Annotated in this window: 16 protein-coding genes; 9 read left to right on the top strand and 7 right to left on the bottom strand. The window is 68.5% G+C overall.

Features of this window, described 5'->3' with window-relative positions; translation table 11 throughout:
• Positions 1 to 15: 15 nt before the first annotated feature.
• Positions 16 to 3426 carry a glycosyltransferase gene (locus QNN98_RS12770; protein ID WP_349643225.1) on the top strand — a complete coding sequence of 1137 codons (3411 nt, stop codon included), beginning with the start codon at positions 16 to 18 and terminating at the stop codon, positions 3424 to 3426.
• On the top strand, positions 3423 to 5060 hold the full coding sequence (locus tag QNN98_RS12765; RefSeq protein ID WP_283997621.1) for a DUF5719 family protein: 1638 nt from the start codon (positions 3423 to 3425) through the stop codon (positions 5058 to 5060). Before QNN98_RS12770 ends, QNN98_RS12765 begins: the two co-directional genes overlap by 4 nt.
• 10 nt (positions 5061 to 5070) lie before the next feature.
• Here QNN98_RS12765 and QNN98_RS12760 read toward each other — a convergent pair whose 3' ends face one another.
• On the bottom strand, positions 5071 to 5583 hold the full coding sequence (locus QNN98_RS12760) for a metallopeptidase family protein (protein ID WP_227914106.1): 513 nt from the start codon (positions 5581 to 5583) through the stop codon (positions 5071 to 5073).
• 92 nt (positions 5584 to 5675) lie between these two features.
• On the opposite strand from QNN98_RS12760, the gene QNN98_RS12755 reads away from it, so the two are divergent.
• The 3 genes from QNN98_RS12755 (at position 5676) to ahcY (ending at position 7898) form a co-directional block, all read left to right on the top strand.
• Positions 5676 to 6122 carry a DUF3499 domain-containing protein gene (locus QNN98_RS12755; protein ID WP_349643224.1) on the top strand — a complete coding sequence of 149 codons (447 nt, stop codon included), beginning with the start codon at positions 5676 to 5678 and terminating at the stop codon, positions 6120 to 6122.
• A gap of 92 nt (positions 6123 to 6214) precedes the next feature.
• Positions 6215 to 6421, top strand: a complete 207-nt coding sequence (locus QNN98_RS12750; protein WP_227914108.1) for a Trm112 family protein — start codon at positions 6215 to 6217, stop codon at positions 6419 to 6421.
• Positions 6422 to 6437: 16 nt separating this feature from the next.
• Entirely contained in the window at positions 6438 to 7898 is a 1461-nt protein-coding gene (gene ahcY / locus QNN98_RS12745) for an adenosylhomocysteinase (protein ID WP_283997617.1), read from the top strand.
• 24 nt (positions 7899 to 7922) lie between these two features.
• On the opposite strand, the gene QNN98_RS12740 is transcribed toward ahcY, so the two are convergent.
• Entirely contained in the window at positions 7923 to 8723 is an 801-nt protein-coding gene (locus QNN98_RS12740) for an RDD family protein (protein WP_283997615.1), read from the bottom strand.
• Between the two features lie 61 nt (positions 8724 to 8784).
• Here QNN98_RS12740 and QNN98_RS12735 point away from each other — a divergent pair, with 61 nt between their 5' ends.
• On the top strand, positions 8785 to 9771 hold the full coding sequence (locus tag QNN98_RS12735; RefSeq protein ID WP_283997613.1) for a stage II sporulation protein M: 987 nt from the start codon (positions 8785 to 8787) through the stop codon (positions 9769 to 9771).
• Positions 9772 to 9867: 96 nt separating this feature from the next.
• Positions 9868 to 11571, top strand: coding sequence for a TIGR01906 family membrane protein (locus tag QNN98_RS12730; RefSeq protein ID WP_283997611.1), 1704 nt, complete (start codon positions 9868 to 9870; stop codon positions 11569 to 11571).
• Positions 11572 to 11652: 81 nt separating this feature from the next.
• Here QNN98_RS12730 and QNN98_RS12725 read toward each other — a convergent pair whose 3' ends face one another.
• Both QNN98_RS12725 and QNN98_RS12720 read right to left on the bottom strand, forming a co-directional pair.
• Positions 11653 to 13461 (bottom strand): AMP-dependent synthetase/ligase, encoded by a 1809-nt coding sequence (locus QNN98_RS12725; RefSeq protein ID WP_227926968.1) that lies wholly within the window; start codon positions 13459 to 13461, stop codon positions 11653 to 11655.
• Positions 13462 to 13503: 42 nt separating this feature from the next.
• Positions 13504 to 15153, bottom strand: a complete 1650-nt coding sequence (locus QNN98_RS12720) for a dolichyl-phosphate-mannose--protein mannosyltransferase (protein ID WP_502864735.1) — start codon at positions 15151 to 15153, stop codon at positions 13504 to 13506.
• 43 nt (positions 15154 to 15196) lie between these two features.
• Between QNN98_RS12720 and rsmI the strand changes: the two genes are divergently transcribed.
• Both rsmI and QNN98_RS12710 read left to right on the top strand, forming a co-directional pair.
• Entirely contained in the window at positions 15197 to 16087 is an 891-nt protein-coding gene (rsmI, locus tag QNN98_RS12715; RefSeq protein WP_283997677.1) for a 16S rRNA (cytidine(1402)-2'-O)-methyltransferase, read from the top strand.
• A gap of 146 nt (positions 16088 to 16233) precedes the next feature.
• Complete coding sequence (locus QNN98_RS12710) at positions 16234 to 17715, top strand: NAD-dependent succinate-semialdehyde dehydrogenase (protein ID WP_227926969.1); 1482 nt, start codon at positions 16234 to 16236, stop codon at positions 17713 to 17715.
• 67 nt (positions 17716 to 17782) lie between these two features.
• Here QNN98_RS12710 and QNN98_RS12705 read toward each other — a convergent pair whose 3' ends face one another.
• The 3 genes from QNN98_RS12705 to QNN98_RS12695 are packed head-to-tail and all read right to left on the bottom strand — an operon-like array spanning position 17783 to position 22651.
• Positions 17783 to 20140 (bottom strand): transglutaminase TgpA family protein, encoded by a 2358-nt coding sequence (locus tag QNN98_RS12705; RefSeq protein WP_283997608.1) that lies wholly within the window; start codon positions 20138 to 20140, stop codon positions 17783 to 17785.
• Positions 20137 to 21534, bottom strand: a complete 1398-nt coding sequence (locus QNN98_RS12700; protein WP_283997606.1) for a DUF58 domain-containing protein — start codon at positions 21532 to 21534, stop codon at positions 20137 to 20139. The genes QNN98_RS12705 and QNN98_RS12700 overlap by 4 nt, the downstream gene beginning before the upstream one ends.
• A gap of 43 nt (positions 21535 to 21577) precedes the next feature.
• Complete coding sequence (locus tag QNN98_RS12695; RefSeq protein ID WP_227914118.1) at positions 21578 to 22651, bottom strand: AAA family ATPase; 1074 nt, start codon at positions 22649 to 22651, stop codon at positions 21578 to 21580.
• Positions 22652 to 22786 lie beyond the last annotated feature (135 nt).

Here is a 22786-nt window from a genome sequence, read left to right as displayed (position 1 = left end):
CATGTTTGTGCTGTTGTGGTTTCGCACAACGGCGCCCGGTTCCTTCCCGAGACACTATCCGCACTGACGGCACAGAGCAGGCCGGCAGATTTCTGCATCGGCGTTGACGCCGGCTCCACCGATGCAAGCGCTTCCCTGCTGCAGCTGGGCCTCCCCGTGGGCAGCCCAGTCATCGCCGCTCCCGCGCGCGGCGGGTTCGGCGCCGCGGTGAAAGCAGGGCTGGCCGAGCTCCCCAAGCGGGGCGGGGCCGACCGTGATCCGGCCAGTGAATGGATCTGGCTGCTCCACGATGATTCAGCACCCGCCCCCGGGGCGCTGGAGGAACTGCTCCTGGCCGTGGAGCGGGCGCCGTCGGTCACAATTGCGGGCGCCAAGCAGGTGCATTGGGATAACGAACGCCGCCTCATGGACGTGGGGATCAGCGTCAACCGCTGGGCCGAACGGCTCACCTTGATCGACGCCGACGAACTGGACCAGGGCCAATACGATTCGCGCAGCGATATCTTTGCCGTTAACTCGGCCGGTATGCTCATCCGACGGGACGCCTGGGACCAACTGGGCGGATTCGACCCTGCCCTGCCCGGCAGCGGCGATGACATTGACCTTTGCTGGCGGAACAGGCTGGCCGGAAACCGCGTGGTGGTGGTTCCCGCCGCCGGAGTCCGCCATGCCGGCGACCGCCCCAACCCGGCGGCATCGGAAGCTGCCGCGCGCAGGGCCGAGATCTTCCTCCGGCTCAAGCACGCGCCGCTGTGGCAGGTGCCCTTCCTCGCCGTGGGGGCTGTCCTTGGCGGCATTGGCCGGTTCTTCCTGGGCATGCTGGCCAAGGATCCCGGATACGCCGCGGCGTCGCTGGTCACAAGCGTTGCCGCCGTCTGCCGCCCCTTGGATCTTTACCGTTCCCGCCGGCGTGCAGCCTCAACGAGGACACGCCCCCGCAACGCCGTGAACGCCCTGCGCAGCACCGGCAGGGAAGTGCGCGAACACCGCCGGACCCTGACCGAGGCACATACCGGTCCAAACGGTCCAGGCGGGGAAGAATACGTCCCCTCCGGTGACGCCAGTGATGACTTTGCCGCCCTTGAAGGATCCGGCCGCAGCTGGGTCGGCCTCGGCGCTCTGGCCGGGGCCCTGCTGCTGGCCGCAGCTTCCCTCACGGGCCTGCACCGCCTGATTGGCGTACCAGCTGCTTCCGGCGGCGCCCTCCTGCCCTTGGGCCCGGGGGTGGCTGGAATATGGGATGCGGCCACCGGATGGTGGGCACAGGCGGGCTCCGGTTACCCCGCCCACGGAGATCCTTTCGGGTTTGTGCTGTCCCTGCTGGCCATGGCCGGACTCGGCAACGGGAACACCGCCGTGCTCGTCCTGCTGATGCTCGCTCTGCCCCTGGCCGGGTTGAGCGCCTGGTTCGCGGCAGGGGTCTTTACTCAACATCGCGGCCTGCGGTTCTGGGCAGCTGTCTTCTGGGCCGCCGTACCCGCGTTCCAAACGGCCCTGGGCAGCGGACGGCTGGGCAGCATGATCGCCCACATCCTGCTTCCACTCACGGTCCTCGCCGTTGCGCGTGCGGTGGGTGCCGGCAAGCCGGCGCCTGCCGCCGGCGCCGGGCGGGCAGCGTCCTGGACGGCAGCTGCCGCCGCGGGGCTGCTCCTGGCTGTCCTTACCGCAGCTGCGCCGATTCTCTTTGTCCTTGCGGTGGCCGCGGTCCTGATCCTGACGCTTGCCCTGCGCCGCCGTGCCCGGACCCTCTGGTGGTCCCTGCTCCCGCCTGCCGCGCTCCTGCTGCCGCAGGTACTGTCCGCCGCACCGGACCATCTGCGCGCTGTCCTGGCGGACCCCGGAGTCCCGCTGGCCTTTGACCGTTCCGAACCGTGGCAGCAGCTGCTGGGTTACCCCGTGGCGTTTACCGTTGACGGCACCCTTTCCGGCCTGCTCCCGCAGGGTCCGTGGAACCTGGTCCTGGCACTGCTGATCGGCGCGCCCGTGGTGGTGCTGGCCGCTCTCGGACTGTTCCGGACGAGGACGGCCCGGCTTGCCCGGCTGGCCTGGATCCTGGCTGTCACCTCACTGGCTGTTAACGCCGCGGCGTCCTACTTGGGTACGGCCGCCACTGCTGATTCCGTGGTCACCGCGTTCGCCGGCCCCCTGGTTTCAGCGACCGTGCTGCTGCTCCTGGGCGCCGCGCTGGCCTGCGCCGCGGATGTGCTGCCCGGTAGCCCCGCGCCGGTGCACGCGCGCCGGCCGCCGCGCAGCAGGCGTTCCCTTGCCGTGGTCCTCGGGCTAGTCCTGGCCGCCGGACCCGCCGCCAGCCTTGCCCTGTGGGCGGTCCCGCAGTTCACCGGCAATGGATTCCCCGGCACCGCCGCCAACGGCGGTCCAAACGACGCCGGCATCCTGCCGGGACTGGAAACCGCCGTGCAGGGCGCCCCCGCACGAACCCTCCCAGCCACGGCAGCCGATGCCGGCTACGGAGACGCCCAGTCCCGCAGCCTGGTCCTGCACGCCGACGCCGACGGGAATGTCACCGCCGTCCTTATGCGCGGCGGAGGCACCACACTGGAACAGCTCTCCACCGTTTCTGCCGCCCGCGGACTGGAAGGCGTTCCCGGCACGCCGGGCGCCGACGATCCGGCCACCGCGGACCTGCGCCGGGCCGTTGCGGTAATCACCGCCGGCACGGGAGTTGATCCGCGGGCTGAACTTGCCCGGCTCGGCGTGGCATTCGTGGTCCTGCAGGAGTCCGATACCGCTGCTGAGCTGCTGGCCGGCCGGATGGATTCCGTGCCCGGCCTGGCCGCCGTCGGCCAGACCGGCGCGGGCTGGCTGTGGCGCGTGACCGAGCCGCTCAACGATGCCGGGACCGAAACACAGTCGGGGCTGGGTGCGCGGGTGCGGATCCTGAACGCCGACGGCAGCACGGCAGCAGCTGTGCCCTCACATACTGAAGAGGTGCGCACCACCCTCGAGGCCGGTGTGCAGGGGCGCACACTTGTCCTGGCCGAACGCGCCGATGACGGCTGGCAGGCCACCCTGGACGGCCGTCCGCTTGCGGCAACGGAGGGGGGCTGGGAACAGGCTTTTGAACTTCCGGCCGACGGCGGGGAACTGGTTATTGCCTACCGCTCGCCCTGGGAGCCCTGGGTCGAGGCCTTGCAGGTGCTGGTCATTGGCCTGACCGTGCTGCTTGCACTGCCTACTCCGGGTGCCGGCAGGACAATCCGGCTGCCGGGCAAACGCCACGCGGGTGCCGATGCTGCGGACAGCACCGCCGCGGGCGGCAGCGAAACGGATGCCGCCGGACCGGACGGGCCGGCCGCTGCCGCCCCCGCTGAAGTTCCGGCGCAGGACGGCGCTTCGCCTTCCCCTGTCCGCACCGGTGCCGGCAGCGGGCCCGAAAACCGGACCCGGGAGGGGAACCAGCCATGAGCGAAACGAAGTCCAGCCCTGAAGGCCAGCCCACCGCACGCGAGCAGACCGTGAAGGAACGGGGGCGGAAGACCGCTCCCGCGCGGCCTTCCCGGGCACGGGCAGCGGGCCGCTGGTCCGGCGGAGTCCTGCTGCTGGCCTGTGCCGGAGCGTTGGTGGCCGGTTCCAGCCTGGCCGGTACCGGTACAGCCGGCCGCGCCGTGGACGTACCGTACGCGGAGGTGCCGGCCGGGCCGCTGACCGGGGTATGCCCGGAACCCCTGCGGCTGCTCTCGGGCAACGTGGCCGGCACCGATGCCGAATTCAGTGCCGAGTCCTCGTCCGCACGCAGCGTGGTCAACGCCGTCGTCCTTCCGGCAGCAGGCAACCCGCTGCCCGCCGCGTCTTTGGCGTCCGTCAAGGACGGCTCCGTACTGCTGCGCATGGGCGGAGGAACTCAGGTGCCGCTGGCCGGCACCCGGACTGCCGGCGTCGCCCGGGACCAGCAGGTCTCGGCGGCAACCGTACTCAGCGCCGATCCCAAGGGAGCCCTGCAGCCGACCGCCGGGGCAGCCATGACTTATGCCGCCACCGACGGCGACCTGTCCGGCCTGGCCGCCGCCAACTGCCAGACACCGGCCAACGACCAGTGGCTGGTGGGTGCCCGGACAACTGTGGGGGCAACCGCCGTGCTGCAGCTGACCAACGCCTCGCAGACGGCCGCGGCGGTGGACCTGGAACTTTACGGTCCGGCGGGTCCGCTGGACGGGCCCGGGACGCGCGGCATTTCCGTTGCTCCCGGGCAGACCCGTTCGGTGGTCCTGGCCGGGCTGGCCGCGAACCAGGAGGCGCTGGCGGTCCGGGTCCGCAGCTCCGGCGGGCCTGTCTCGGCAGTGATCTCGCAGAGCCTGCTGCGCGGCCTGACCCCTGGCGGGGTGGAACTGATCCAGCCGACAACGACGCCGCGGCCCAACCAGGTGGTCGGCGGCGTCTTCATCCAAAACCCGGAGGCAACCCGAAAGCTCGCAGCCGTCGACGGGTACGCGTCCGTGACTCCCTCCCTGCAGGTGGCCGTGCCAGGGGCAACAGACGCCGTGGTCAACGTGCGCGTTTTCTCAGCGGCCGGCGAAGTGAACCTTGAAGGCGGGGGCAGTTACAACGCCGCAGCCGGGACGGTGACCAAGCTGCCGTTGGATTCGCTGCCCGAGGGAACCTACACGCTGGACATTTCCTCCGACGTTTCCGTGGCGGCGGCCGCCGTCGTCACCCGCGGCACCGAAGCCGGTGCAGGCACCGACCTGGCCGTGGCCAGTGCAGGGGAGCGGGTCGGCAGCGAGCACCTGGCCGTGCTGGCCTCGGCCAACACGGTTCTGTCCTTCGCTGCCCCCGCGGGAGCCGCGGAGCTCAGCCTCGCCGCCGTGTCGGCGGACGGGTCGCTGCAGGCGGAAAAGATCCTGCCGTTGTCCGCAGGGTCCACCACGGCGGTCCTTCCGGCCGATCTGGGCACCTCGCCCGTCGCGGTCCTGGTCCGCGCCACCGGCGCACCGGTATACGGAGCGCAGGTGGTGACCGAAGGGGACAGGGGCCTCAGCGTGCTGGTCCTGCCCAAGGGCAATGCAGGCGCAAACAGGGTCCAGGTGGGCGTGGGGAACTAATCCGGCCGGGCTACAGCGGACGGAACCTGCCGTAGGCCGGATCCACGGTTTCCGGGTCCATGCCCATCAGCCCGGCAAGCTGTTCCACGATCACGTCATGGACCAGTTCGCTGACCGGAACCAGTCCCCGGGCCGAGGTTTCCACGGCGTGCCGGTAAATGGTGATGACCGCCGGGCGGCCGGGCGCGGACGCGGTGGCCGCGCCCAGCGGGATGGGTCCGCCCTCGCGGGCCAGATCCTCCAGCCGGGGAGGGATTTCCGTAACCACGAACTGGTAGCTCTGGATCCGCTCGCCCCACAGCCGTTCCAGGCGCTGTGCGGATTCCAGGACCCACTCGTCGAACCGCTCGGAGCGGGTACGTGCTCCGGCCAGATGCGGCGGAATCAGGTCCCCGCGCAGCCCGCGGCCGTGCCGGTTGCGGCGGCGCTGCCGGAAGGAGCGGACCCAGTAGCCGGACGAGGACACAGCAGCCGAACCCGACTCATCATCGAGGCTCACCCGCAGCGAAGATCCCATGGACATGTAAGAACTCTAACCGCTGCCCCCGGGTGCCGGGACCCCGTCGCCGGGGGCAATAACAGCGGGCATCCGGCCGCCGGCCAATCCCCGGCACCGTGGTGGCCCGGCGCGCCTGCACCGTCGTCGCCGGGGAGCGGGTAAAGTGGTCCTCCGTGGAATCCTTACGTCAGTGCTCCAGATCAGCATGCCGCCAGCCGGCGGTTGCAACCCTGACATACGTCTACGCCGATTCCACTGCAGTGCTGGGGCCGCTCGCAACGTACGCCGAGCCCCATTGTTACGATTTGTGTGCCGGCCATTCCGCCCGCCTCACCGCCCCCATGGGATGGGAGCTGGTCCGGCTGAACCTGGACGGACAGTCCCGGACACCGACCAGCGACGAACTGTCGGCCCTTGTGGACGCCGTACGGGAGCGGTTCGCCGAGACCCCGGCGGAGGACGACGATGAGCCCAAGCGCAGCGGCAAGCATGCGTTGGAGCCGCCCGCTGACATCCCCGGGTCGCGCCGCGCGCACCTGCGGGTCCTGCGCGAACAGAACTAGCTCCTGCGCCGGGGCCAGGGGTTAGGCTTGGCTGTGATGCGCCGCCAGCCGCGGCACCTGACGTGTTCTGACTTGTGAGGAAGTGCCGTCCCATGGCCACACTATCTGCCGGACTGCTAACGGTCCTGCGTTGCCCCGTTACCGGTTCCCGCCTTGTGCAGGAGGGCGACGAACTGCTCTCCACTGCCCCTGACACCTCCGGGGCCCGGGTACGCTACCGGCTGGAGGAGGGCATTCCCGTGATGTTGAAGCCGTCCGCCACCGGCGGCACCGGTCCCGTTCCTGCAGCAACGGATTAGGGGAGTGGGCGGAAGCATGGATTTCAAAGTCGCCGACCTGTCCCTGGCAGAAGCTGGACGCCACCAGATCCGCCTGGCCGAACACGAGATGCCCGGGCTGATGGCGCTGCGCCGCGAATACGGTCCCGGCCAGCCGCTGGCCGGAGCACGCATTGCAGGATCCCTGCACATGACGGTGCAGACCGCTGTGCTGATCGAGACCCTCACGGCCCTGGGGGCCGAAGTGCGCTGGGCGTCCTGCAACATCTTCTCCACCCAGGACGAAGCCGCCGCCGCAGTAGTGGTGGGGGAGGGTACCCCGGACAACCCGGCAGGGGTGCCGGTATTCGCCTGGAAGAACGAATCGCTTGAGGACTACTGGTGGACAGCGGAACAGATCCTCACCTGGCCAGAGGGCTCCGGCGGACCGAACATGATCCTGGACGACGGCGGTGACGCGACGCTGCTGCTGCACAAGGGAGTGGAGTTCGAAACAGCCGGGTTCGTGCCGGAGAATCCGCAGGCGGACGATGACGGCTACTCCTACGAGTTCACGGTCATTTTGGACCGGCTGCGCCGCAGCCTCGCCGAGCACCCCGGCAAATGGACCGCAATCGCCGAGGGTATCCGCGGCGTCACCGAAGAAACCACCACCGGTGTCCTGCGGCTGTACCAGCTTGCAGCCGAAGGCAAACTGCTGTTCCCGGCCATCAACGTCAACGACTCCGTCACCAAATCCAAGTTCGACAACAAGTACGGCATCCGGCACTCCCTGCCGGACGGGCTGAACCGGGCCACGGACACGCTGATCGGCGGCAAGGTCGCCGTCGTCTGCGGCTACGGCGACGTCGGGAAAGGCGCCGCGGAAGCACTGCGCGGCCAGGGCGCGCGCGTCATCGTGACGGAAATCGACCCCATCTGCGCCCTGCAGGCGGCCATGGACGGCTACCAGGTGGCCCGGCTGGAATCCGTGCTGGACCAAGGAGACATCTTCATCACCACCACGGGCAACAAGGACATCATCATGGCCCGGCACATGGCTGCCATGAAGCACCAGGCCATTGTGGGCAACGTGGGCCACTTCGACAACGAGATCGACATGGCCGGGCTGGGCCGGGTCCCGGGTATCCGCAAGGTCGAAATCAAACCGCAGGTACATGAATGGGTCTTCGATGAAGGCACGGACGAACAGCGCAGCATCATCGTGCTCTCCGAAGGCCGGCTGCTGAACCTGGGCAACGCCACCGGCCACCCCTCGTTTGTGATGAGCAATTCCTTCGCCAACCAGACCATTGCCCAGGTTGAGCTCTTCACCCGCCACGGCGACGGGACCTATGCCAACCAGGTGTACGTGCTGCCCAAAGTCCTGGACGAGAAAGTGGCCCGCCTGCACCTGTCCGCCCTCGGCGTCGAGCTGACTGAGCTCACCAAAAGCCAGGCCGACTACCTGGGCGTGGATGTCGCAGGTCCCTTCAAACCGGACCATTACCGGTACTGAACCGGAGCCGGTGACGGCCGGGGCCTAACGGCTGAACGGCGTCCGGTGCAGCCGTGCGGCCAGCACTGCAGCGGATCCGCGGGCCCGGTGCAGACGTGCAAAGTCCCGATCCCGCCGCTCTCCGGTCACGGCCCGCAGGTACGCCTCGGGGTGGGTGCCCATGGGTGGCTGCGGCGACACGTAAGGCACCGTTTCCGCTGCCAGTTCGGCGGCAAGCGCGGTCCTGGCGGGCCCGGACATCCCGCCGGTCTGCGCCAGGAACCGGGAGATCCGGAAGGACAGGGGATCGGGGAGCCGGCCAAGGTCGGCCAAACGCGCCCAACCGGCAAGTTCGGGCGGGGTCAGCACCGGAGGCGGTGCGGCGGCCGGGAGCCGCTCCTGCAGGGCATAGGTTCCGGCCAGCACGTCGCCGAGCCGTTTGGACTTGTCATTGAAGACGGCCACGAAAACCGCCAGGGCACCGGAGAGCGTATAGATTTCCAGAACGGCCGTGACCGACCGGATGATGGCGTGCCGGAACCGGACCGCACCGCCGTCGTCGCGCACTATGCGCAGCCCCAGGGCCAGCCGCCCCAGCGATTTGCCGCGGCTGGCCGCTTCGACGACGGCTGGAGCCACAACGAACACGAGCACCACGGACCCCACCAGAAGTGCCTGGAAGAGGGATTCATCCGCGTTGGCGGCAATCCCGCCGAGCGCCAGCATAAGGAGCACAAATACCACGACGGAGGCGGCAACGTCGATGAGGGCACTAAGCATCCGGGGCGCGAAACCGGCAGGGCGGAGCTCCAGGACCACTGCCTCGCCGGTAACAATGCTGCTCACGCGTGTGCCTCCTCCAAAGCCGTTGGTGAGCTCCACTGTACCGACCCGCTAGGGTGTACCCGTGGACCTGGATGCCTTCACCGCCGTGCACGGTGCCGATTGGATGCGCCTCGACGAGCTCACTGCCCGACGCCGCCTCAGCGGCCCCGAAGCGGATGAGCTCCTTCGGCTGTACCAGCGCGCTTCGACACACCTGTCCATAGTGCGCTCCGTGGCCCCGGAAGGGCCTTTGTCCGCTGGGCTTTCGATGCGCCTGGCGAGGGCGCGTACGAAGTTCACCGGCAACCGCTCCGCCGCGCTCACGGACCTCTCACGCTTCTTCCTGTACTCCCTCCCTGCCGCGTTCTACCGGGTGCGCTGGATCACCGCCGCCATCGGGGCAGTGTTTGTCCTGGTGGCCTGGCTGAGCGGGTGGTGGGCGCTGAACACCCCCGGAGTGTTGGCAGCCATGGGCACAGAGGCTGAAATGCGCCAATACGCCGAAGAAGATTTCGTGGACTACTACAACCCGTCCGCCGGCTTCGCCGGAATGGTCTGGACCAACAACGCCTGGATCGCCCTCCAGTCGGTGGCCTTCGGCGTCACCGGGGTGTGGGTGCCGTGGATCCTCCTGCAAAACGCCGTGAATGTGGGGATGTCCGGCGCGTTGCTGGCCGCCCACGGGCGCCTGGATGTCTTTTTCACGTATATCCTTCCGCACGGTTTTATGGAACTGACCGCCATCTTCATAGCCGGGGCCGCAGGACTGCGGATCTTCTGGGCCCTGGTTGCGCCGGGCCGGACGCCGCGCATGGCAGCGCTGGCCAGGGAAGGACGCTCCCTGATAACCGTGGGCCTTGGCCTCATCCTGGTGCTGTTTGTATCCGGGTTGGTGGAAGGGTTCGTGACCCCAAGCCCGCTGCCTGCATGGCTGCGCCTTTCAATTGGGTTCCTGGTGTTCTGTGCTTACTGGGCTTACACCCTGATCCTGGGCGGCAGGGCCTACCGTGCCGGACACCGGGGGGACCTTGCCGCGCGCGACGCCGGCGCCGAGGCGCTGACTGCCTAAGCTGCGGGCGGGGTGGCGTGCGCACACGACCCGCACTGTCCCGGTAGGGTCGAGGTAAGACCAGCGAGAACAGTTTCGGGTAGTGAAATCCGGGTAGTGAAAGAGGAAGCAGTGGCAAGCCAGGACGAAACCCCCACGGATCGGCCAACGACACCGGGAGAGCCTCAGAACGGTGCCGCCGAATCCGCGCCTGCCGGGCCGGATAACCGCATCGGCTCCCGGTCCGGATCCCATTCGGCCCGGGCGGCCGGCGCGGCCGGACCGGCCTCCCTGCCGGGCCCGGACGAACACGCGGACTGGGATGCCGAATTCAACAGCCTTGCCGGATCTGCGGAATCCACCGGAAGCGCCGGGGATGGCAGGGATGCCGGGAATGGCAGGGCTGCCGGGAAACGGGAAGACACTTCGTCTCCGGCCGGACCCGACACAGAGCCGGCCGAGACGGGCCAACCGGACGCAGAGCATGCTGAGGCCGGCACGCCGGACGCGGTATCGGCAGACACGGACTCGCCCGCAGCCGTCGTTCCCACCACCGCGCTTCCCGCCACCGTGCAGCGCCCCGCCACCGAGCAGCGCCCCGACCCGGAGGCGTCGCCGTCGCCGCACGGGACGGAAACCGTCCCGGGCGGCCATCCGAGCTTGGCGCAGCGCAGCGAGCTCCCCATGCGCCGGGCCAGCACTCTTCCGGACCTCAGCGGCGTTGCCCGGGCCGGGGACCGGAAGGAAGGCACCGCAGACGCTGGCGAGCCGGCCGAAAGCGGTTCGCCCGTGCCCGGAGCTGCCGTGACGGCCGCAGCCGTGTCTGCCGATCACCATCAGACGGACCGCAGCAGTGCCGATACCAACGGCCACGCCGACGACGCCCTCCCGAACAACGAAGATCCGGAGAACACGGACCGGAACCTCGCTGATACGGAGAACAATCACCCCGACGACAGCGATCCGGAGGACACGGATCCGGAGGACACGGATCCGGAGGACACTGACCGGGACCCGGCCGATCAGGACGGTGCCGCGGTGTCGCCGGAGCAAGTCGAGCGGCGGGCCAAGGAACGCGAAAAGGCAGCTGCCGGCAAGCCGGTGCTTGCCCGTGTACTGCAGGTGATGATCGCCGTGTTCTTCCCGGTCATGGTGCTCGCTGCGGCCATCCGAGCCGTTGCCACACCCTTGTTCCTGTGGGCCGAATACCACCGTCCGGGCTTCCCCGAGGACGCCTACGGCTTCTCACGGGATGACCGCATGACATATGGCTCATATGCCGTGGACTATCTTTCAAACCTGAGCGGGGCGCGGTATCTGGGCGACCTGGTGGGGGGCGGCGGGGAACCGCTGTACCTCGCCAGCGAGGTCAGCCACATGGCGGACGTCAAAACCGTGCTGACGGCCGCCTTCACGGCCGCGGCAGTGATGCTGCTGCTCAGCCTGGCCGCAGCCCTGTACCTCCGCCGCCGCAGCCCCGGCGGTATCCGGCGCTCGCTGTTCGCCGGCGCCCTGGTGACCCTGGCGCTGATGGCCGTGCTGGTGGTCCTCGCCGTCTTGGGCTGGGAACAGTTCTTCACGCAGGTGCACAGCATCTTCTTTGCGAACGGCAACTGGACCTTCCGCCTGGACGACACACTGATCCGGCTGTTCCCGGCCCAGTTCTGGATGGACGCAGGAATTGTGATCGCCGCCTTGGTGCTGCTGACATGCGCTGCAGTTCTCGCCTGCTGCTGGCCGACCAAAGCCCGCCGGGAACGCGTCCGCCAGGCACGCGAGGACGCCCGCCGCCGCTACGCAGAGTCGCTGAACGCGCTCTAGGCCCCGGCAGCTGACGCCGCACGGCACACAGAAAATCCCCCGGACCGCTGGACGGTACGGGGGATTTCCTATTGGCGGAGACTACTTCGCGTACAGCTTCTCAACCTCGTCGGAGTAGTCGGCAATCACGGCGTTGCGGCGCAGCTTCAAGGTGGCCGTCAGGTGCCCGGATTCCAAGGTGAAGTCCTTGGGCAGCACGGTGAACTTGCGGATCTGCTCAGCCCGGGAAACCGTCGCGTTGGCGGCGTCCACGGCCTCCTGCAGCATCTGCTGGACCCGGGGGTCGTCTCCGGCATTCCCGGTCGGCGCCCCGTTCTCCCGGCTCCAGGCCGCCAGGGCTTCGTCGTCGAGGGTAATCAGCGCCGAAACGAACGGCCTGCCCTCGCCCACCACAATGGCCTGGGAGACCAGCCGGTTCTCGCGGATCTTTTCCTCCAGCGGACCCGGAGCCACATTCTTCCCGCCGGCAGTGACCAGCAGGTCCTTCTTCCGGCCAGTGATGCGCAGGAACCCGTCGTCGTCCAGGACACCCACATCGCCGGTCTTGAACCACTCGCCCTCGAACGCGTCGGCGGTTGCCTCCGGGTTGCGGTGATAGCCCTTGAACACGACGGCGCCGCGGACCAGGACTTCGCCGTCGTCGGCAATCCGGATGGTGGTGCCCGGCATGGGCAGCCCCACCGAGCCCACCCGGGCGCGGGTGGCCTGGTTGACGCTGGCCGGGGCCGTGGTTTCGGTGAGGCCGTAGCCCTCCAGGACGGTCACGCCGCTGCCGCGGAAGAAATGGGCCAGCATGGGGCTCAGCGCGCTTGCGCCGGAAATGGCGAACTTGGCGTTGCCGCCCAGGACCGCACGGACCTTCGGGTAGAACAGCCGTTCAAACAGCTTGTGCTTGAGGGCGAGCGCGACGGAGGGGCCGCGGCCGCCGCGGGCAGCGGAATCCACCGCCTCCGAGTAGGCAATGGCAGTGGCCGAGGCAGCGGCAAAAGCCTTGCCCTTGCCGGCCGCTTCGGCCGAAGCCTGGGCGCCGGTGTAGATCTTTTCGAAGATCCGCGGCACGGCCAGCAGGAACGTCGGGGAGAAGGTCTTGAGGTCGCTCATCAGATCAGACGCGCTGCGGGAGTGGCCAACCTTCACGCCCGCGTGCAGGCAGCCCACCTGAACCGCGCGGGCCAGGACGTGGGCCAGGGGCAGGAACATCAAAGTGGTCGGGTTGGGGACCTTGAGCATCTCCGGCAGCACTTCAATCACGTTGACGCCGAAGAGGGCGAAGTTGCCGTGCGTGATTTCGCAGCCCTTGGGCCGTCCGGTGGTCCCGGACGTGTAGACCATGGACGCGGTGTCCTCGAGGTTCGCGGTGCTGCGCGCCGTTTCCAGGGTGTCGTCGCTGACACCGTGTCCGGCTGCGGCCAGGGCGGTGAGCGAATCGGCGCCGTCGCCGTCGTTCATCATCCACACGGCGAACTCGCCTTCCAACCCTGAAAGGGCTGACTGCACGACGGCGGCCTTCCGCTCATCTTCGACGAAGACGTGGCGGGCGCCGGAGTCGGCCAGGATCCACTCCACCTGGGACGGGGAGGACGTTTCATAAATCGGAATGGTCACTGCACCGGCAAACCAGTTGGCCATGTCGGCAACGGTCCACTCGTAGGAAGTCCGTGACATAACGGCCACGCTGTCGCCGGGGCGGACTCCGGAACCAATGAGCCCCTTTGCCAGGCGGGTCACTGCCGCCAGGAACTGTGCGGCGGTGATGTCTTCCCACTCACTGCCGTTCTTGACCGCGTACAGCACGCGGGCGGGGTCCTTCGCATGCATCTGGAGCAACAGATCCGTGACATTGGATTCTGCGGGAAGACTAACCAGGAGGTCAGTGGCGGATTCGCGCACTTAGCCCTCTCTTTCTGTGCCGGAGCACATGGATAACGAGACTTAAATCCAGCTGGGCATCCACATGCGCAGCCGCCAGACAGAATACGGGACGGTTTCGGCCGTCCAAACCGGCATGAAGAACGCCGAGAGGAGGAGGACCGCGGCTGCGAAGCAGCCGACCACCAGCAGACCCGTGCGCCGCCGCCGCGTGCTGTCGGTGCGCCGGCCCAGGACCAGACCGAGGACATAGACCAGGGCCAGCACCAGGAACGGTTCAAAGGACACAGCGTAGAAGAAAAATGTGGTCCGTTCAGGATAGGCGAACCAAGGCAGGTATCCAGCAGCCACTCCGGACAGCACCGCGCCGGCCCGCCAGTCGCGCCGGCCTGCCCAGTAGAACAGCACCACCAGCAGCGACAGTGCCGCCGCCCACCAGATGAGCGGATTCCCCACGGACGTGACTGCGGACGAGCAGCTGTCCACCGTGCAGCCGCCCTCGCCGTTGGCGGAGGATTCGTAATAGAAGGAGGTTGGCCGGCCCATAAACAGCCACGTCCAGGCGGATGCCGAGTAGCTGTGTTCGGAGGACAACCCGTTATGGAAGGCGTACGCGCTGCGGTGGTACTCGGCCAGGGACCGCAGCGACTGCGGCAGCCAGCTGAGGCCGTCGCCCGGGTTCTCCGCCGCCCACTGCCGGTTGTAGGCGTCATCGGATTGGAACCATCCGGTCCAGGCGGCCAGGTAGGTGAGCAGGGCAGCTGGAATAACGGTCAGGAAGGCCGGGACGCCGTCGCGCAGCAGCGCGCCCTTCCACCGCGTAATCCCGGCCAGCCGCCGGGCGTTCACGTCCCAGAGCACGGTCATCAGCCCGAACACGGCAACAAAGGCCAGGGCTGACCATTTGGTGCCCACCGCCAGGCCCAGGCATACACCGGCAACAAGCCGCCAGGGCCGCCACAGCAGCCATGGCCCGTTCAGCCACGGCCCGCCCATCAGTTGACTGCCCGCGGCGCCCGGGGGCGCGGCGGCCCGGGACAAGGCGCGCGCCAGGCGCAGCCGCCCGTCCCGTCGGTCCAGCAGCAGGGCACCGAAGGCAGCCACTAGCCAGAAGGTCAGGAAAACATCCAGCAGCGAGGTTCGTGAATGGACCAGATGGTGGCCGTCCACGGCCAGCAACATTCCGGCGAGCCCGCCCAGGGTCGCCGAACTGAACAGCCGGGCCGCAATCAGCCCCAGGAGCAGGACCGTCAGGGTCCCGGTCAGGGCCGCGCCGAACCGCCAGCCGAATCCGTTGTCCGCACCGAACAGCGCCATGCCCAGGGCGATCATCCACTTTCCAACAGGCGGATGCACCACATATTCCGGCCCGTCCAGCGGTGCCTGCGGGGTGCCGGCGTTAAACGCGTCGTTGGCGTCCTCGGGCCACTCCCGTTCATAACCGAACTGCAGCAGCGAGTAGGCGTCCTTGACGTAATACGTCTCATCGAACACCAGCGAACCGGGTTCCCCGAGGCGGACGAAGCGCAGTACGCCGCCCAGGAGGGCCATCAGCAGCGGCAGGACCCAGCCGGCTCGGCCCAGCGGCACGGCCAGGGTACCCAGCAAGCGTTCCCGCAGTGCCTCGTAGGTCACTGCCCGTTGCGGGGATTCAAGCCGGGACAGTGCGTCGCGGCGGGTTCTCGGGGCAGCGGTGAGACTCACGCGCCCCACTCTATAGCCTGTCGCGTAGGGTTAGAGGGTGGACTCAAGCAAGATATCCGGCAGTACGGCGGACACAGATACAGGCAACGCGGACAAAGGCGGGGCAGGGTCCGGGCAAATTGTCCTGGCCGCAACTCCCATCGGGAACATGGGAGACGCAACCAACCGGTTGATCGGCCTGCTGGAAAGCGCCGACATCATCGCCGCGGAGGACACCCGGCGCCTGCACCGGCTGGTGAGCGCACTGGGCATCACGACGCGCGGGCGGATTATCAGTTACCACGAACACAACGAGGCGACCCGCACCGCAGATCTGCTGGAAATGGTCCGCAGCGGCAGCACGCTGCTGATGGTCACCGACGCCGGAATGCCGGCCGTGTCCGACCCCGGGTTCCGGCTCGTGGAGGCTGCGGCGGCGGAAGGGCTGACGGTGACGGCTGCTCCGGGCCCGTCAGCGGTACTGACGGCGCTTGCCCTATCGGGACTGCCCACGGACCGCTTCTGCTTTGAGGGCTTCCTGCCGCGTAAGCCGGGGGAGCGCAGCACGCGGCTGGCCCAGCTCGCCGGCGAGCAGCGGACGATGGTCTTTTTCGAAGCACCGCACCGCCTGGAACCCATGCTGCGGGCACTTGATGCGGCCTTCGGCTCGGACCGCCGGGCCGCCATAGCCCGTGAACTGACCAAGCTCCATGAGCAGGTGCTGCGCGGACCCCTGCGTGAGCTGCTGGAATGGGCCGAGGCCGGAGACGTCCGCGGGGAAATCGCCGTCGTGGTGGAAGGCGCACCGGATGCCGCCCCCGAGCAGGCCGCGGACCACGTGGGCGCGGTGAACGGACTCGTAGAGCAGGGCATCCGGCTGAAGGACGCGGTTGCCGCCGTCGCCGAGGACGCCCGCATCAGCAAGCGGGAACTGTACTCTGCGGTGCTGGCAGCACGGAACTGACCAACCACGCGGCTGGGCAGATGCACAGTGGTTCGGCCGGTGGCCAGTGCGCCTCCGCATTTACACGGCCGGGCCGGGAAGCCTACGGTGAAGGGAACTGCGGGCGCAGCGTCCGCAGTATCCGATGAACTTTGGAGGCAATTCCCATGGGTATTCCCGCAGACCGTGAAGCCGAACTCCTGGCGCAGGTCCCCACCGGCCTGTTGATCAACGGGCAGTGGCGGGACGCGTCGACAGGCAGCACGTTCGACGTCGAAGACCCCGCCACCGGCAAGACCCTGCTGAGCATCGCCGACGCCTCAGCCGAAGACGGCGCACTGGCCATGGACGCCGCCGCCGCTGCGCAGGACGCTTGGGCACGAACCGCCCCGAGGGAACGCGGCGAGATCCTGCGCCGTGCCTTTGAGCTGGTCACCGAACGCACCGAAGACTTTGCCCTGCTGATGACTTTGGAAATGGGCAAGCCGCTGGCCGAGTCCCGCGGTGAGGTGGCCTACGGCGCCGAATTCCTCCGCTGGTTCTCCGAGGAAGCGGTCCGGGTCTCCGGACGGTACAGCATGTCGCCGGACGGGAAGTCCCGCCTGCTGGTGAACAAGAAACCGGTGGGACCGTGCCTGCTGATCACGCCGTGGAACTTCCCGCTGGCCATGGCCACCCGCAAGATCGCCCCGGCCGTGGCTGCCGGCTGCACCATGGTGCTCAAGCCCGCCAAGCTTACTCCGCTGACTTCCGCCCTATTCGCCGCCGTCATGATGGAAGCGGGCCTGCCTGCAGGTGTGCTTAACGTTGTGCCGACCACCGCAGCAGGCGACGTGACGGGACCGATCCTCAAGGATTCGCGGCTGCGCAAGGTGTCCTTCACCGGCTCCACTCCGGTGGGGCAGGGCCTGATCCGGGATGCAGCGCAGAACGTCCTGCGCACGTCCATGGAGCTGGGCGGCAACGCTCCGTTCATCGTGTTCGAAGACGCAGACCTGGACAAGGCGGTGGACGGTGCCCTGGCCGCCAAGCTGCGGAACATGGGCGAGGCCTGCACTGCAGCCAACCGCTTTATTGTCCAGGACACCGTGGCCGAGGAGTTCGCAGGGAAGTTCGCCGCCCGGGTGGGTGCCATGGCCACCGGCCGCGGCACCGAAGATGCCACCAAGATCGGGCCGCTGATCGACGCCAAGTCCCGTGACAAGGTGCACGGCCTGGTCACGGACGCGGTGGACGGCGGCGCCGTGGTGCTGGTGGGAGGCGAGCCCGTGGACGGTCCGGGCTACTTCTACCAGCCGACGGTCCTGAAGGACGTTGCGCCGGACGCACGGATCCTTCAGGAGGAAATCTTCGGGCCGGTTGCGCCTATTGTGACTTTCTCCACCGAAGATGAGGCAGTAGCCCTGGCCAACAACACCGAGTACGGATTGGTGTCCTATGTCTTTACCAGTGACCTGAACCGCGGGCTCCGGATCGGGGAAGAACTCGAATCGGGGATGCTTGGCCTTAACGCCGGCGTGGTATCCAACGCGGCAGCACCGTTCGGCGGGGTCAAGCAGTCGGGTCTGGGCCGCGAAGGCGGTGCCGAGGGCATCGAGGAATACCTCTACACGCAGTACATCGGCATAGCCGATCCCGCGCAGCGGTAACGCCGGCTCAGCACGGTCCAGGGGCTTCTCCGCCGCCGGCGGGGAGGGCCCTGGGCCACGCTGGAAGCTAACCGTGCCGGAAGCGGGTGGTTAGCGACGGCGGCAGGAACCGGGCGCGGAGCCGGGTCAACAGGCGGGCGTTGGCGTGCAACGCGGCCCGCACCGAGTCCACATCAGCCCAATCCGCCGCCGGCCGGGCCGATACGGTTCCGCCTCCCGGCCGGACCCCGGAGTCCGCACGTGCGTAGGCTTCCTCTTCATAGGCCCGGCAGATCCGGGTCAGGGCGGCGTCGGCAGGCGGGGCAAAGCCGGCCTCATCGGACAGCCGCCGTGCGTAGGCCCGCGGCGTATCCGAGGGGCGGCCCGGATACCCGTAGTCCAGGCCCAGATCGGCTATTTCATCCCACGCCGGCCCGGAACGGGATCCGGAAGTTTTGCGTTTTGCTGTTCGGCGCCGGCGCAGTGCCCAGGGCGCCAGCGCGGCCGCGGCGGCCGCCAAAGCTGCCAGTACACCGCCGGTCCACGCCGTGCCCTGGGAAGCGTCCGGTTCCAGCACCGTTTCCGGTTCCAGCGGATCCTCACGCGGTACGGACGGAACCGCGGGCTGGGCTCCGGGAACGCGGGGATCTTCATCCTCGCGCACGGACGCTCCGGTGGCGGGCCGTGCCTGCTGGGCATAGTCCGGAACCGACCCGCGGGACGGGGTGGGCTCGAACCGGACCCAGCCCGCACCTTCGAAGTACAGTTCCGGCCAGGCATGGGCATCCGTGGAGTCCACTTCAAATTCGGTCAGCGCTTCGCCGTTGGGTCCGGTCCCGTCCGGAGTCTCCCCGGTGGACTGGCCGGGAGCGTAGCCCAGGGCCATCCGGCTCGGAATTCCCTCATACCTGGCCATAACGGTCATGGCCGCCGCGAAGTGGATGCAGTACCCGGCCTTGCGGTCCAGGAACTCGGACAGGACATCCATCCCGTTCCCGTCGTAGCCGCCCTCCACGGGAGCATCCAGGGAGTAGGAGAACTGGGGGCCGCGCAGATAGCTCTGGATGGCCATTGCCTTGGTGTACGGCGAGGACGCATCTCCCACCGCGTCCCGGGCTGCCTCGCCGATCCGGGCGGGCAGGTCTTCCGGGAGGTCGGTGAACACCGGGTCTACCTCTGAGGTGTCCGCCGCCGGAACCGCGGCCAGCTGCTCCGGAGTGAGCTGCGCGGAAACGCTGAGGACCTGGTAGTCCTGCGCGCCGGAACTGTCCGAGCCGTCGTCGAGCACCGTCATGGTCTTCGGGTCCCAGCTCCAGGACCCGTCCGCGCCGGAGATGCCCAGCGGGTAATAGGGGGCCAGGAGCCAGGGGCTGGCATAGGTCTTGCTGCTGATCCGCGTCACCACGGGTGTACCCGGTGTTCCCTCCGGGGTGCTGTTCCCGGTGGTTCCAGCGGCCATCGCGGCTATTCCCTGGCGCCGCTCATCGGTCCGCAGATCCGGTGACCAGCGGCGGCCGGAGAAGTCCTCCAAGGTGGTTGAGCGCAGGTATACCGGTTCCTGCGAGGACGTGGCGTACGTGATCCGTCCTGCGGACTGCGGCTGGCGCAGGTCGTTGCCGAGTGTAACTATCGGGTTCAGGCCGGTGGTGTTGGACCAGAAGTTGAATTTTGAGCCTTCCGGAAACGCGCCGCCCGTGAAGCCGGGCAGCACTGCCGGAAGCAGCAGTGACAGGAGAAGCGCCGATGCCGAGACGGCGGCGCTCCGGCCCGCCCAGGCGCGCGGCATCGGAACTCCCGGTGCCTGCTGTTCCCGGCGCGATCCGGCGGCGAGCAGCAGAAGGTATCCGGCGGCCGCCAACAGGAAGTACCAGGGCCCGATGCTCTCCGGTTTCAGCACTGCCGGGATCATCACCACGGCAAACAAGCCCAGGCCGGCGGTGGCCGGCATCCGCAGGGTGGCCGCCAGTGTATCCGCCAGGACTGCCACCAGCCCGACGCCGGCGCAGCATAGAAATATGATGCCCGCCAGGGGCTGTACGGGGGTGACCTCGGTGATGATTACCGTGCGCGCTTCCACCAGCAGGGCGTCCGCCCGGGCGAAAGCGGCCGGGCCCGGAAGGAATCCCAGCACTGCGGAGGAGGCGGCGAACAGCCAGGTCAGCGTCAAAACCAGTGCGGCAATACCGGCCAGGGGTACCAGGGGCAACGGCCATCCCAGCCGCCTGATGCCGGCAGTAGCGGCGAGCGGAAGGACTACAGCCAGGATCAGGGGAGGGAGCCAGGACCAGCCTTCGATGACCCCGTGGATGCTGAGCGAGGACAGCAGCACTGCCGCCGCCGTTGCCGCGCCCACGGGCAGGTTGGCGGACCCGCGGCGTTCCGGGCGGCCTCCATGGGCGGACGGGGCCGGGCGGGCCTGCTGCGGGCGGGAGAGGAGCGTGGTCATTCGGAACCCCTTCCGGCACCGGTGGACGGGGCGGAACGAACGGGACGGGCAGCGCTCCGAGCCGCAGCCGGAGAAGGCTCCGGAGTGTTGCCGGCGTGCAGGAGCGACCAGGCGGCCGGGACCGGGGTACCCGGGCCCACGGCAACCGTGCTCCAGCCGGCCTCGTGCAGGATCCGTTGCGCCTGACGCTGTTCTGCCGGCCGGTCACTGACCATCAGCACCATGGGCTGCGCCGAATACCGGGCTGCAGGCGCGAGGGCTGCTGCCTCGGCGGCGCTGATCCTCCCGGCCACCACCAGCAGCGGGCCCGGAGAACGGCCAGCAGACAGGCCGTCGAGCAGCAGGTCCCCGAACGGGGCGGCCGGTGCGGGGCCGCCGGTAACCTGGGCCGGATCGGCCAGGCCCAGCGCGGCCAGGCCTTCGGCGAGGTCCTGCAGACCATCGGCGCCGTGGAACAGGCGCTCGTCGGCGTCAACGGCCGACGGCGAGCGGGACAGCCCGGGCCGGAACAGCTCGTCGGTGAAGCGCACGGCGTATCCGGACTCGGCGAAAAATACGGCGCTGGAGATCACGGCAGAGACGGCCCACTCAAAGGTTTCGGAGGTCAGCAGCCCGCCGTCGTCCGCGCCAAAGGCACCAGGGGACCCGTAGGCGGGACGGCGCTGGTCAAGGAGGATGGAAGCAGTGGGTGCAGTGACGGGTTCTTCCTGACGGACCATCAGTTCGCCGTGCCGTGCCGTTGCCGCCCAATGCACGCGGCGCATAGGGTCTCCGTACCGGTATTCCCGGGTGGTCACGTCATCCTCGCTGGGGGTGCCGCGGCGCCTGCTGGGGGAAGACCCGTCCGTTCCCGCGGGCCCTACGATCGGCGCAGGGGGAAGGTCCCGGGGTGCGGGGGCAACCGCGAGCTGATTCGTTCCGCCCAGGGTGTGGACCGTCTTGGCCAGGCCGAAGGGGTCGAGGAATTCAGCGGTCACCGGGCCGATCGAGTACAAGCCCCGCCGGCCCGAGCGCAGACGGTACCGGTAACTTCCGGTTCCGGTTTCGGCCCCGCCCTCGGGGGGAAAGCGGAACACCGGACTGGCACCGAAACGCAGCGGGAGTCCCTCCCGTATCAGTGACACCGATGCCGGCCGGCCCCGAATGGACAGGGTCACGGTGGCTGCCGTACCGGTTTCCACCAGCGGCGGGGCAAAGGACCGGTCAACCTGGAAGCCCGGTTTGACCAGGCGGAGCGTGGCAGCAGCGAGGAGAGGCAGGCAGATCAGGAGAACAGCGAGGGCCAGCAAGTCCTCGCGCCCCAGGGCAGCAGCCCCCAACAGCGCCACGGCTCCGGCCGCGAGCAGGCCCCAGCCGCGGGGCGTGAAAAACCCCGTCAGGGAGGAGGGTGCCATGGCGGCCTTTCGCTCGGGGTCCGGCGGGTGCCGGTACGGAAGATCAGCGGCGGGAACGCTCCGCGCCGGCGGCCGTGCGGGGCACCGGGACCGAGGCAACTACCGAAGCTATGACGCTGGAAGCACTCTCCCCGGCGCCGGAGGCCTTGCGGTTGAGCAGGAGCCGGTGGGCCAGGACGGGATCGGCCAGCGAGGCGACGTCGTCCGGGAGCACAAAATCCCTGCCCTCCAATGCGGCGAAGGCCTTGGCTGCGCGCAGGAGCTGGAGCAGCGACCTCGGGCTGGCACCCAGCCGGAGGTCCGGATGTCCGCGGGTGGCCCGGCCCAGCGCCACCGTGTAGTCCTTGACCGCCGTTGAAACATAGATGTCCTGCACCCGGGCGATCATGGCAGAGGCTTCCCGCATGCCGACCACTGGGGTAATGCTCTCCAGCGGTGAGCCGGACTGGTGGTTCTCCAGCATGTCCGCTTCGGACCGGGCATCCGGATAACCCAGTGAAATCCGTGCCATGAACCGGTCCCGCTGCGCTTCGGGCAGGGGATAGGTCCCCTCCATCTCAATGGGGTTCTGGGTGGCCACCACCATAAAGGGAGCCGAGAGCCGGTGCGTGCCGCCGTCCACGCTGACCTGACGCTCCTCCATGCATTCGAGGAGGGCGGACTGGGTTTTGGCGGAAGCCCGGTTGATCTCATCCGCAATCACGACATTGGCGAACACCGGTCCCTGCCGGAACTCGAACCGGTGGCTGTCCTGGTTGTAGATAGACACCCCGGTAACGTCCGAGGGCAGCAGGTCCGGTGTGAACTGGATGCGGCTGACGGTGCAGTCGATGGTGCGGGCGAGCGTCTTGGCGAGCATTGTCTTCCCGACGCCGGGAACGTCTTCCAGCAACACATGCCCTTGGGCCAGCATGACGGTCAGGACAAGCCGGGCCGCTTCCTCCTTGCCGTCGATCACCGTTCCGATGGCAGCCAGGATCCCGTCCGCCGCTGAGCGGAAGGAATCGGGGGTGTAGGGCTCGGAATGAAGGGCCGTAGCCGTTCCCTGCCCGGATGCCGGCGGGCCGGAGGGGAAGGCGTTAAGGGACGCAGCGGCGGACGGGATTGGAGCGTCCATGGACACCTTCCATAGTCGGCGGTTGCAGCTGCAGCCCGATTGGTCCGCCCGGCGGCGAACCGCCGGGAGTCCGATCAGCAAACCCGTCGGGTGGCACCCTGGCGCTGCAGCGGCGGAACTGCGAAAGCTCCCTCA

The organism is Arthrobacter sp. zg-Y1143 (genome assembly GCF_030125565.1).
Taxonomy (GTDB): Bacteria; Actinomycetota; Actinomycetes; order Actinomycetales; family Micrococcaceae; genus Arthrobacter_B.
The sequence above is the reverse complement of the archived record's forward strand: the minus strand, read 5'-3'. Positions and strand labels throughout refer to the sequence as shown.

Coding starts and splice junctions, on each gene's coding strand:
- QNN98_RS12765 (WP_283997621.1), top strand. CDS start 3,423: ATGAGCGAAACGAAGTCCAGCCCTGAAGGCCAGCCCACCGCACGCGAG.
- QNN98_RS12760 (WP_227914106.1), bottom strand. CDS start 5,583: ATGTCCATGGGATCTTCGCTGCGGGTGAGCCTCGATGATGAGTCGGGT.
- QNN98_RS12750 (WP_227914108.1), top strand. CDS start 6,215: ATGGCCACACTATCTGCCGGACTGCTAACGGTCCTGCGTTGCCCCGTT.
- ahcY (WP_283997617.1), top strand. CDS start 6,438: ATGGATTTCAAAGTCGCCGACCTGTCCCTGGCAGAAGCTGGACGCCAC.
- QNN98_RS12710 (WP_227926969.1), top strand. CDS start 16,234: ATGGGTATTCCCGCAGACCGTGAAGCCGAACTCCTGGCGCAGGTCCCC.
- QNN98_RS12705 (WP_283997608.1), bottom strand. CDS start 20,140: ATGACCACGCTCCTCTCCCGCCCGCAGCAGGCCCGCCCGGCCCCGTCC.
- QNN98_RS12700 (WP_283997606.1), bottom strand. CDS start 21,534: ATGGCACCCTCCTCCCTGACGGGGTTTTTCACGCCCCGCGGCTGGGGC.
- QNN98_RS12695 (WP_227914118.1), bottom strand. CDS start 22,651: ATGGACGCTCCAATCCCGTCCGCCGCTGCGTCCCTTAACGCCTTCCCC.